The sequence below is a fragment of the Treponema maltophilum ATCC 51939 genome (genome assembly GCF_000413055.1).
In the GTDB taxonomy this organism is placed as follows: Bacteria; Spirochaetota; Spirochaetia; order Treponematales; family Treponemataceae; genus Treponema_C; species Treponema_C maltophilum.
Genome location: NZ_KE332518.1, coordinates 522,568 through 533,031, shown reverse-complemented (window position 1 = coordinate 533,031; position 10,464 = coordinate 522,568). Strand labels below are relative to the sequence as shown.

Sequence of the window (10,464 nt, the reverse complement as noted above, 5' to 3'; positions counted from 1 at the left end):
ACGGTTTGTGCCGCAGGTACGGGAGTTCCGCCTTTTGCATCAAATGTTACTGCGTATCCCTCTTTGGTAAAGCTCACGTTTACCGTTGTTGCCGCAGTTATCTTTACTTTTGCAGTCGGACTTCCGGCTGTGCCGCCTTCTTGCAGTGCGGAAGCGGGGGTAATTGTCCACATGTCGACTTTGTAGCCCGACTCGGAAACCGCGGTAAAGGTGATCTCCGTGTCTTTGTCAACTTTGCCGCTTGCAGGAATTACGGGATTTGCAGTCACTGTTCCGTGTTCTCCGGGTGTTAGCGCTACGGTGTATCTCTCGGGTCTTGATGCCATACCGCCTGCTTCGGCAATTTTAGTAATTATTTCATCCGCTTCCGCCTCGGTTATGTTTTCTTTAAGCACTTTCGGTGCGCTTTCTACAAGCGTTTTTGCTTCTTCAAGAGTACTGCCGGTAATTTCGCTTACCGCTTTTATAACAGCCTCTTTCTTTGTAGGCTCGATGTTTTCCAAAGTTACCGTGTATAAGTCATTTGTAAAGTTTACGTTCACCTTTGTGTTTGCGGTGATTTTGACTTTTGCAAGGGTGTTGCCGGCCTTTCCTTCCGCGATCAGCGCAGACTCCGGTGTTACAGTCCACTTTTCAACTCTGTAACCGCTTTCCGGTACTGCGGTAAAGGTAATCTCCGTGTCTTTTACAACTTTGCCGCTTGCAGGATTTGCACTCACCGTTCCGTGTTCTCCGGCTTTCATTTCTACGGTGAAAGTTTCAGGAACAGGGTCGCTTCTGCTTACTTCCTTGCATCCGATCATACATAATGCGGCAAACAAAATCGCCGCCGCACGTATTCCGATTTTCCTTAAACAGGTTTTCATATTCCTCCCATAAAAACTTTTGCAGGAAGTTGCAACTTCCGAAAAAGTTTTTAGCGGTGCGCGAGAGCGCACACGTTCAATACTCGAGTTTGCGAAAATACACTGTATCGTATTCATTCGATTTTCATAAAAACGATATGTGTACATAGCTTTCGCAAACATCCGCACAAACTCGAGATAAAAAGCGACGACGATATTTCAGACGGCGCTTTTTATCCTACCTCCTCGTCGGTTTATATGACTTGTTTTTTTTTATCGCTTTTACAAAATTGTGAATCGGCGTGATACACCCTTTTGTTCGGAATAATTTTACACTTGTTTTTGCTTACATAATAGGGAGTTTGCTCCCGAAAAAATCGGGACAAATGGGAAAGTCAAAACTTCGGGATTATGACTGAATCGGATTGAAACTATACGCTTTTTACCGGAATTTCCAGTCGCACTTCCGTTCCGGCTTCCGCATTGCTTTGCACAACAAGAGAACCGCCCAAAAGTTTTGCACGCATTTCCATTCCGCTCATGCCGAAGTGGTTTTGCGAATATAGCCCGCTTTCAATTTGTGCCGTGCCGGCAAAACCCTGCCCGTCGTCAAAAATCATTATGCACATAAAATCTTCGCCGGTCTGCAAGTTTTGCTCCGGAACCGGCTCGGAACGGCGGTTTTCACTGCGGCTTACTTTTCTTATGACAATGCTTGTCTCGCTTGCTTTTGCGTGCGTTTGTGCGTTGTTCAGGGCTTCCGGAATTATCCGCAAAATGTGATGCTTTTGCTCTTTTGAAAAATCGTCAAGCGCAACTTCGGGAGAAACGAAAAACGAGCAGTCCATTCCGCTTTGCTCTTTGAACTGTTCGCACAAATCGTTTATGACGGTTTTAAAAGGAATAGTGCCGACAGCCGGCACTGCAAAGTTTTGAATGATTGTTCTGAGTTGCTTTTGATTTTGTTTTTCGAGACTGATGATTTTTTCGATTTTGAATTGTATTTCATCGCTTTTAAAATTATAATCGCTCAAAACCGCCGAAAGTTCTTTTTCTTTTAGAAGAAGCGTCTTTATATTCTGACTTACCGTATCGTGAAGTTCCCGGCTTATACGGTTTCGCTCCGCTTCCTGCGTCTGAATGATTTCCGAAACAAACTCCCGGTTTCCCTGTAAATTTTTGCGGTTTTTTATATTGTGGATCAGACTAAAAAGAACCGCGACAAAAGATGCAAAACAGAGTACGATCAAAAGGAAAAAAAACGATGTGTAGAGGCTTAATGCGGAAAGTAAATCCTGTAATTGCTGCTCGTTCATAGTTTAATTACCCGGTATATTCCGTAGCCTAAAAAAGTGGAAATCAGCCTGTCCAGCACGATGATCGGAATACGCGGCAAAAGATATGAAAGGAATGTCCCGAATTTTAAATTTTGAAAAGCGATGTAAAAATCGTCGATTGCGGAAAACCGCGATAAGTTTCCGAAAAGCGGACGAATAAATGTGTTCAGCGCGCTTGCGGAAAAACAGGTTAAAAAAGCGGAAACGAATGCGATAATCAAAAGGTATAAAACCGTAACGGTATGACTGAAAAAGAATTCTTTTTTGTTGCGGCTGAAAATCCAAGTCGAAATGACAATCAGGATTCCGCAGATCGCATACAAAGAATCAAAGTAAAAGATTTCCGTTCCGTTAATTACACAAAGCAAAATCGTCATAATCGGATTATAGAGCGCTGCGACAATCAAAGCCGGCACGAGTCCCGCATAAAAAACGAGAGCGACCGTAAAAATCGTGTCCATAAAAACGGGAAGCCGCAAATACGTGACGACTAAGAAAGTTACAATGTTCAAAGCGAGTGCGGCCAAGCAAAGGAGTACCGTTTTATAAAATGCTTTCACTCGGACGTTCAATTTAACCTCCCCATCTTTTCCAAGAATTCAAGTTTGCTTTTTACTCCCGCTTTGTCATACAAAATTGTAAGATAATTTACAACGGTTTTTTCCGTGATGCCGAGAGCGGCGGCAACTTCGGCGTTTGTGTTATGGATTGTCAGCGCATCCGAGAGGAGTTTTTCTTTTTTGGTAAAAGTCCGCGTTATGTGGTTTACTTCCAAAAGACCTGTTACCAGTTCCGCCTGAATGTATGTTTTTCCGTCAGACACCGCACAAATCGCCGCAAGCAAAATTTCTTCATCCGCATTTTTTGAAACAAAGCCTTTTGCCCCGACGGCGGAACTTACGGCGTGTTCTACGAATCCTCCCGAATCATGACTTGAATACGCGATGCACGGAACGCCGAGTGCGGTAAAACGGCGGATTATTTCAAAACCGCAATTTTCTTCGTGGGCCGCTGTCGTATATTCGGCTTTGAACGAAATATCCACGACGGCGATATGGTTGTTCGGAGAGCCGGACGAGCGACAGTCGGACGCACGAAACGCTTCGATAATTTTTTCGCATTCCGCCCACGTTCCCGCTTCATGCGTAACTTTGTATTTTGAATGAGTTTCTATCCAGTTTTTTATTCCGTTTCTCAACAGAACGTGGTCATCGCACAGAATTATATTTTTAACCATTCCACTTCCGTAAAGGCGGTTTCACGCTCTTCTTCCCTCTGTACCGCAATATCGGTATCGTAATCATATTCGGCTATCAACATGTTCATTCCTTTCAAAACACCGTTGGCTTTATTGTAATTGATGTTTATCACTTTTACAAGCAGAGCTCGGCTCGGAAATTCTTCCTTCGTTTATAGTTGCTTTTTCACGCGTACTCATCCGAAGCAATTTTTTTTTGCCGATTTTTGATGTTCCTTTATACCGAATCCCTGCCATCCGCCGCGTGCAAACTTTTTTGTTTTATGATATACTCGCGGTATGAACCGCAATTCGACTGTCGATGCGCTCGTGCTTTCGGTAAAACCGGCGGCGGGAGAAAACAACAGGCTTGCATCGGTACTCAGCCCCGACAAAGGTATTTTCAGTGCCGTCGTGTACGGCGGAAGAAAGGGGCGGCTCAAGTCGCTCGTGTCGCCGTATCACAGCGGAAAAATGTGGCTCTATTCGGACGCGGTTAAACATTCGGTAAAGATTACGGATTTTAATCCGGAGCATTACCGTTCCGGCATTCGCGACAACATATACAAAGCATGCGCCGCCGCCCTATGCGCCGAATTGATTTTAAAAACGCAGGGAGCCGCCGACACAAGTTCGGTATGGATTCTTGCAAACGGTTTTTTGGACGGCCTGCACCTGTGCAGCGAAGAAGAAGCGCGCACGGGTCTCTTGCGCTTTTTGTGGCGCTACATCGGCCTTATGGGCGTGCAGGACAATTTATGCACGTGCCGGTATTGCGGCTCGAATACGCCCTCGTGGTATTCGGCCTACGAAAACGCCTTTATATGTGCGGACTGCTTGCCGCAGGACAAAGCGCATGAGCAAAATTATCGGCAATCGCTTTTTCCGCTGAATACGGCTTGCGTGGAATTTTTACAAGCAGTGCATGCAAAAACGCCGAAAGAAGCGCGCGCGGTCCGCCTGCATTCGGAAAGCATAAAACAGCTTAAAGATTTTTTGTATTTTTTTGTACAAAAAGCCGCCGAAACAAAACTGAAAACGCTCGACGCCGGCAAAGGTATTTTATAAAGAATTATGTACAGAACAGAGGTATGATTCGCACATGGAATGGCTTAAAAAAGATATTGCAAAAGAAACCGTAAAAGCGCTGCACGATCAATACGGCTGCGACGCCCTTACCGCGTCGATTCTTGCCCGCCGGGGAATAACCGAAGGCGGCGACATCCTCTTTTATTTGGAAGACGACAAGCGCTATCTGCACAATCCCTTTTTGTTTGAAGCCATGGAAGACGCCGTCGACCGCATTTTGCAGGCGCGGGACGAAGGCGAAAAAGTACTGATTTTCGGCGACAGGGACGTCGACGGCATAACGAGTACGACGATTTTATACGAATACCTTTCGAAACTGGGCATGGACGTTTCGTGGCGGCTGCCGCGCGGCAACGACGATTACGGACTGAACATGGAAAGCGTCGAAGAATTCGCGCGTCAATACGGAAGCCTTATCATAACGGTCGACTGCGGAATTTCAAACAATGAAGAAATCGCGCGGGCGGGCGAATTGGGCATCGACGTAATCGTTGTCGATCATCACACCGTACCGGAAACGCCGCCCGAAAACGCCGTTATCATCAATCCCAAAATGCCGAATACGGCCTACCCGTTCAAAGAAATTTCGGGCTGCGCGGTCGTATACAAATTGATTAAAGCCCTGCGCTTTGCCGAATCGGAATTGTATAAGCAGGAAATCTGCCTGCTGAACGTGCGCCCGCTGAACGACGCCTATCTTATCGAAGCGGTAAAAACGGTGAACCTGCACGAAAAAGAGCGCATTGCCGAAACGGTGGTTCCGCTCATGCTGTCGATAAACGAAACGCGCCTCGTCGATTTTTTGCGCGGTCAGCAGATTTTTTGCTGGGACGCGCCGCTGCAAAAAAAGCTTTTGGCAAAGACGTTCGGAAACGGCGTCGAATTCAACATGCTCGACATCCGGGCCGAAATCGCGCGCATAAACGAGCAGCTTGCAAACATGAGCCTTTTGCGTTTGCAAACGCATTCGAAAATCGCGCGCTACAACGATAAGGCGAACACCGAGCTCGACGTGTTTTTTAATCTGTTTGTAACATACGCCGAACGCAAAAACCCGGTCGCGCAATCGGCCGAAGACGCGGAGTTGCAGCTGGTCGCCCTTGCGGCCATAGCCGACATTATGCCCCTGCGCAACGAAAACCGTATTTTAGTCAGACAGGGGCTCGCCTCGCTGAATACGGGAAAAGCGCGGCAGGGACTTTCGGAAGTGATTACGAGACTGAACCTGCAGGGCGGCAAAATAAGCAGCACCGATTTATCGTGGAAGGTCGTTCCGCTTTTAAACGCGGCGGGCCGGCTCGGCAAGGCCGAAGTCGCCGCCGAACTGTTTATCGAAAAAGATGATCGGAAAAGAGCCGCCCTTGCCGAAGAGCTTTTTTCGCTCAACGAAAAGCGCAAAGAATTAACCGAAGATGCGCTCGGTATTGCGCTCAAAGCCGCGCGGGAAAGCCTTGAACGTTTCGGCGGCAACCTTGCGCTTGCGGCGGACAAACGGATTTTCCGCGGCGTTACGGGTATCGTCGCCGGCCGGCTTGCTTCGGCGTTTCAAGTTCCCGCCGTCGTCATCACTTTTTTCGACGACGGGCGGGCTGTCGGCTCGGTGCGTTCGGCTTTAGGCTACGACATTACACCGCTTTTAAACTCGTGCGCCGATTTGCTTTCAAACTACGGCGGGCACGCCTTTGCAGGCGGCTTCAGCTTTATGAGCGCCGACTTCGACAAACTTGCCGACCGGCTCGAAAAACTCAGCGCTTTTATGGAATTGGATAAAAAGGCCGCGGAACACGAAACGCTGTGCATCGACGCCGAGCTTCCGAAAGAATACATGACGAGCGACCTCTTGCAGCTTGTCGACCGCTTCGAACCCTACGGCGAAGCAAACCCTCCCCTTTTGTTCAGCGCTCAAAAACTCAAAATACTCGCGGCCGACATCATTACGGGGAAAAAAGAAAAAGCGCATTTAAAGCTCACCTTCGACTGCGGAAAAAACAAATGGCCCGCGTTTTTTTGGGAACAGTCGGAACGTTTAAAGCGCGACTTCGATACGGGCGACCGCTTGGACATCGCCTTCCAAGTCGAACGCAATATATTCAACGGTATGGAAAAAGCGCAGATAATATTAAAAGACTGCAAAAAAAGCGCCGATTAATAAAACGCAACGTTACGGAGTTAGAATGAAAACAACTGCACTCACACGAAGATTTTTTTGTATGCGCGCCCTTTGTGCCGCGCTCGCTTTAGCGCTGATGTGCATAGCCGCGCAGGGGACCGCACAAACCGGTGAAGCAAGCGAAAACACAGCCGTGCCGGAAGCTGCACGTGAAAGCGCCCTGCCGCCGATGCAAAACGTGTTCCCCGACGGCAACAAAAAACCGCACATAACCTATACGGACAAGGTTTTTCCCGGAGATGCGGTGTTCATCCGTTTGGCTCTTGAAGACGGTATTTTGGAAAAAGCACAGGCATTGCTGTTTGTCGACACAAACGAAAAGGTACTCGCAAGCGCCGAACTGTACGAAGTTCCTCCCGCCGACCGGGGAAGACTGTATATTGCGCTTATTCCCCTTTCATCGTGGTACGAGCCGGGGGATTTTCACATAAAGCTTACCTACCGCCTGCGCAACAAAAAAGAAGAAGCGCTGTCGCTTCCGGTTGCAATGCAAAAAAAAGACTTCGTGAGCGAAACCGTGCACCTTGACGCAAAGAATACGGCCATTCGGACCAACACCGCCGACGAAAAGCGCCAAGCACAAATCAAACGCTTGAACGACATTCTCGGGACGGTAAACTATTCGGCCGTGTATCATTCCGGACAATTCGGCTTGCCGGTAACTCAAACGCGACGCACGGCTTTTTTTGCCGACCGCAGAGTATACGCGTATTCAAACGGCAAGTCGGCAACCAGTCTGCATTACGGCATAGACTTCGGCGTCCCGGAAGGCACGCCCGTCTTTTCATGCGGCGACGGCAAAGTCGTTTTGGCCGAAAACCGCATAAGCACGGGCTATTCGGTTGTTATAGAACACCTTCCGGGCATGTACAGCCTGTACTACCATTTGAGTTCATACAGCGTAAAAGAAGGCGACACGGTAAAACGCGGCGAACAAATAGGACTTTCGGGCGCAACGGGCTTGGCAACCGGCCCCCACTTGCACTGGGAAGTACGCCTGCTCGGCCAAGCCGTAAACCCCGACCTTTTTGTACAGTATTTTCCGAATTAACCGTCGGCTTTAAGCGTATACGTTACGGTAATAACTTTTTGAGTACCTTCGTCAACGGCGTCGGCAACATTTATCGTATAGAACCTGCTTTTGAATTCCTTTGTGTTCACCCTCCACTTGTCAACCTGCTGGCCGGCAGGAAGGTTCCGGACTCTGAACGAAAGCTGCCCGCCTTCGTACACGGTATGCCCCGTCGGTATAAATGTTCCGTTAAGTCCTACATTAATATGCGTTTCATCGAATTTGACAACAACAGCCTCGGCGGCTTTAGTCGTATACGTTACGGTAATAACTTTTTGACTGCCTTCGTCAACGGCATCGGCAACATTTATCCTATATCCGTTGCCTTGAATTTCTTTGCCGTTTACTTTCCACTTGCCAACCTGCTGTCCGGCCGGAAGATTTTTGATATTGAATGAAAGCTGCCATCCTTCATATACGGTATCTCCCATTTGTATTTGCTGTTCGTTGCCCCACACCGTGATAGTATTTGCATCGAATTTAACAACAACAGCCTCGGCGGCTTTAGTCGTATATGTTACGGTAATAACTTTTTGACTGCCTTCGTCAACGGCATCGGCAATATTTATCCTATATCCGTTGCCTTGAATTTCTTTGCCGTTTACTTTCCACTTGTCAACCTGCTGGCCGGCAGGAAGGTTTCGGGCTCTGAACGAAAGCTGCCCGCCTTCGTACACGGTATCTCCCATTTGTATTTGCTGTCCGTTGCCCCACACCGTGATGGCATTTTCATCGAATTTTACTATAACAGGTGCGGCAGTTTTAGTGGTATACGTTACGGTAATAACTTTTTGAGTCCCTTCGTCAACAGCGTCGGCAATATTTATCCTATATCCGTTGCCTTGAATTTCTTTGCCGTTTACTTTCCACTTGTCAACCTGCTGGCCGGCAGGAAGATTTTTGATATTGAATGAAAGCTGTCGCCCCGCATAAACTTTTGTATTCGGCGGGATCACATCCCATGTATTATTAGCACCCCGCATATATACGGAAATCCGTTCCGCATCGTACTTAATGATAATGTTTTCGGCAGAATCGCCTCCGCCGAAAGCGTTAGGGCAGCCGGTCAGCATAAAGACTGCGGTAAATATAATCAGTGCGGCTGTTGCGAGCGATGCGGGATTAAATATTTTTTTCATCTGTAATTCCTCCTTGTGTATAACGGTTGGGAACGGAACACTCCGTTCCCATATAGACCCCGTATCTGCCTATTGAAATGGCCAAGCAGTAAAAGTAAGTGTATAAGTATTGCTGTCGACTGTTATCGTAAGAGTACCGTCGTGATTGTCGGTAATGTCGACGGTAATCGTTTCACTGCCTTTTTGACCGGTAAAAACGGTGACTCCCGCGTTTAGTGCTCCGCTATAGTTTTCGCCATTGTATTTAAAATCAGTAGGTGCGCTTCCCCATAACATACAGCCTATCCCTGCGCCATCAGTGTACTGGCCGTTTTGCTTAAACCATTCTTTTGTACCGTCATACGCCGGCCCCAGTTGAAAGGATTTCGGTTTATTTTGTTCATTACAGAGAATTTCGTATACGTAATTTCGAGGTGCTTGAAACGTATTAATATAAAATGTATAACCATCTTCAGTGAAGCCGGACCTCATACAAGCGGCTTTGTGCGCAGCACTGCCGAATTCATACCGTGTTCCTTTAATCATCTGCTCTATCCTTTGTGCTTTAAAGGTTTTGGCTTCGGTATTAATATCCGTATACAGGAATTTATAGCCGAACGTATTTTCTTCAGAGCCGGAAGTTCGAATGCTTGTACAGACTATTTCGCTGTCGGTAAAAGTCCATGTATTGTTGACCGTATCCGTACCGTATGTTTCCGTTTTCTCTATCTTTGTAATGCGCTTAAGGGTAACGGTAAAATCTCTGGTTGCAGGCGTGCCGTTATACATAAGTGTTGCCGTAAGTTTGACCGGTATATCGCGCAAGTTGTACGCACCGGGCTTTATTTTGCCGTCGTTTCCTATGACGGCAGGTTTATCCGAAACCCAGGTTACGGTCGCGCCCGGAGTCCCATCAACGGCAGCAGGCAGGGTTAAATCTGTTTCCGTTTCAGCGGGTACATTGATACTCTTTATAAGATCGGCGGCAGTCAGCGTAGGAGATGCTACTTTATGCACAATAATGGTAAAAGGTTTTTCTTTTGAAAAAACACCTTTTACCGCCTTTGCCGTTAAAATTACTTCAGCTTCTCCTTCAGGCGGCGTAACCTCATATTCGCCCGATACCGCATCGGAAACATTTATTATGCCGGGTTTATTCGATGTCCATTTTATATCATCACCGGAAAGCGTAATCTTTTTGCCCGTACCGATAATAAGGGTAGGAGCGGCATTCGCTTTACCTATGGCGTCGTTAACCCATTGTTCATCGGGATTTAGTGTCGGAATCGTTGTTCCGCCCCCTCCGCCCGCGTTATTCGGACAGCCGGTAAACAGCAGTGCCAAAATCAAAAGTGCAGCTGTGATGAGCGTCGCTCTTCCCTTCTTGTGTAGGTTTGTCATATAGACCTCCTCAAAAAGTTGTTTATTTAGGGAAGGGAAGACACTTTTGCGACTAAAAGTTTCTTCCCTTCCCTAAAACCCATCCCTTCTTCCAAATAACGCTTAAGGGCTGATGCCCTTAAGAATCCCGACTTACAGCTATTGTTCCGGCACGGGGCTATGCACCCATAGTTCATGGACTTATATACCCGCAGT

General features: G+C 47.4%; 9 protein-coding genes. 3 read left to right on the top strand and 6 right to left on the bottom strand.

The window, feature by feature from the left end; genetic code table 11:
• The 4 genes from HMPREF9194_RS11760 to HMPREF9194_RS02370 form a co-directional block, all read right to left on the bottom strand.
• Nucleotides 1-866: ribosomal protein L7/L12 (locus tag HMPREF9194_RS11760; protein ID WP_016524773.1), on the bottom strand; the 866-nt coding region annotated here is incomplete at its 3' end.
• Nucleotides 867-1,276: 410 nt separating this feature from the next.
• Nucleotides 1,277-2,161, bottom strand: coding sequence for a sensor histidine kinase (locus tag HMPREF9194_RS02380; RefSeq protein ID WP_016524772.1), 885 nt, complete (start codon nucleotides 2,159-2,161; stop codon nucleotides 1,277-1,279).
• Nucleotides 2,158-2,754, bottom strand: a complete 597-nt coding sequence (locus tag HMPREF9194_RS02375) for a hypothetical protein (RefSeq protein WP_016524771.1) — start codon at nucleotides 2,752-2,754, stop codon at nucleotides 2,158-2,160. The genes HMPREF9194_RS02380 and HMPREF9194_RS02375 overlap by 4 nt, the downstream gene beginning before the upstream one ends.
• Nucleotides 2,751-3,419 carry a response regulator transcription factor gene (locus HMPREF9194_RS02370; protein WP_016524770.1) on the bottom strand — a complete coding sequence of 223 codons (669 nt, stop codon included), beginning with the start codon at nucleotides 3,417-3,419 and terminating at the stop codon, nucleotides 2,751-2,753. Before HMPREF9194_RS02370 ends, HMPREF9194_RS02375 begins: the two co-directional genes overlap by 4 nt.
• Nucleotides 3,420-3,719: 300 nt before the next feature.
• Between HMPREF9194_RS02370 and recO the strand changes: the two genes are divergently transcribed.
• Genes recO through HMPREF9194_RS02355 form a run of 3 tightly spaced genes read left to right on the top strand, consistent with a single transcriptional unit; the run spans nucleotide 3,720 to nucleotide 7,729 of the window.
• The gene (recO, locus tag HMPREF9194_RS11755; protein WP_016524768.1) at nucleotides 3,720-4,487 is read left to right on the top strand and encodes a DNA repair protein RecO; all 768 of its coding nucleotides are present in this window, start codon (nucleotides 3,720-3,722) and stop codon (nucleotides 4,485-4,487) included.
• A 34-nt stretch (nucleotides 4,488-4,521) separates the two neighbouring features.
• Entirely contained in the window at nucleotides 4,522-6,657 is a 2,136-nt protein-coding gene (gene recJ, locus HMPREF9194_RS02360; protein ID WP_016524767.1) for a single-stranded-DNA-specific exonuclease RecJ, read from the top strand.
• 25 nt (nucleotides 6,658-6,682) lie between these two features.
• Nucleotides 6,683-7,729, top strand: coding sequence for a M23 family metallopeptidase (locus HMPREF9194_RS02355; RefSeq protein ID WP_016524766.1), 1,047 nt, complete (start codon nucleotides 6,683-6,685; stop codon nucleotides 7,727-7,729).
• On the opposite strand, the gene HMPREF9194_RS02350 is transcribed toward HMPREF9194_RS02355, so the two are convergent.
• Together HMPREF9194_RS02350 and HMPREF9194_RS12485 are read right to left on the bottom strand one after the other, a co-directional pair.
• Nucleotides 7,726-8,889 carry a hypothetical protein gene (locus HMPREF9194_RS02350; protein ID WP_016524765.1) on the bottom strand — a complete coding sequence of 388 codons (1,164 nt, stop codon included), beginning with the start codon at nucleotides 8,887-8,889 and terminating at the stop codon, nucleotides 7,726-7,728. The two genes, HMPREF9194_RS02355 and HMPREF9194_RS02350, sit on opposite strands and share 4 nt — an antisense overlap.
• Before the next feature lie 69 nt (nucleotides 8,890-8,958).
• Entirely contained in the window at nucleotides 8,959-10,269 is a 1,311-nt protein-coding gene (locus tag HMPREF9194_RS12485) for an immunoglobulin-like domain-containing protein (RefSeq protein ID WP_016524764.1), read from the bottom strand.
• Nucleotides 10,270-10,464 lie beyond the last annotated feature (195 nt).

Excerpts from the sequence above, each read along its gene's own strand:
- HMPREF9194_RS02350 (WP_016524765.1), bottom strand. The coding sequence starts at position 8,889 with ATGAAAAAAATATTTAATCCCGCATCGCTCGCAACAGCCGCACTGATT.
- HMPREF9194_RS02380 (WP_016524772.1), bottom strand. The coding sequence starts at position 2,161 with ATGAACGAGCAGCAATTACAGGATTTACTTTCCGCATTAAGCCTCTAC.
- HMPREF9194_RS02355 (WP_016524766.1), top strand. The coding sequence starts at position 6,683 with ATGAAAACAACTGCACTCACACGAAGATTTTTTTGTATGCGCGCCCTT.
- HMPREF9194_RS12485 (WP_016524764.1), bottom strand. The coding sequence starts at position 10,269 with ATGACAAACCTACACAAGAAGGGAAGAGCGACGCTCATCACAGCTGCA.
- recO (WP_016524768.1), top strand. The coding sequence starts at position 3,720 with ATGAACCGCAATTCGACTGTCGATGCGCTCGTGCTTTCGGTAAAACCG.
- recJ (WP_016524767.1), top strand. The coding sequence starts at position 4,522 with ATGGAATGGCTTAAAAAAGATATTGCAAAAGAAACCGTAAAAGCGCTG.
- HMPREF9194_RS02370 (WP_016524770.1), bottom strand. The coding sequence starts at position 3,419 with ATGGTTAAAAATATAATTCTGTGCGATGACCACGTTCTGTTGAGAAAC.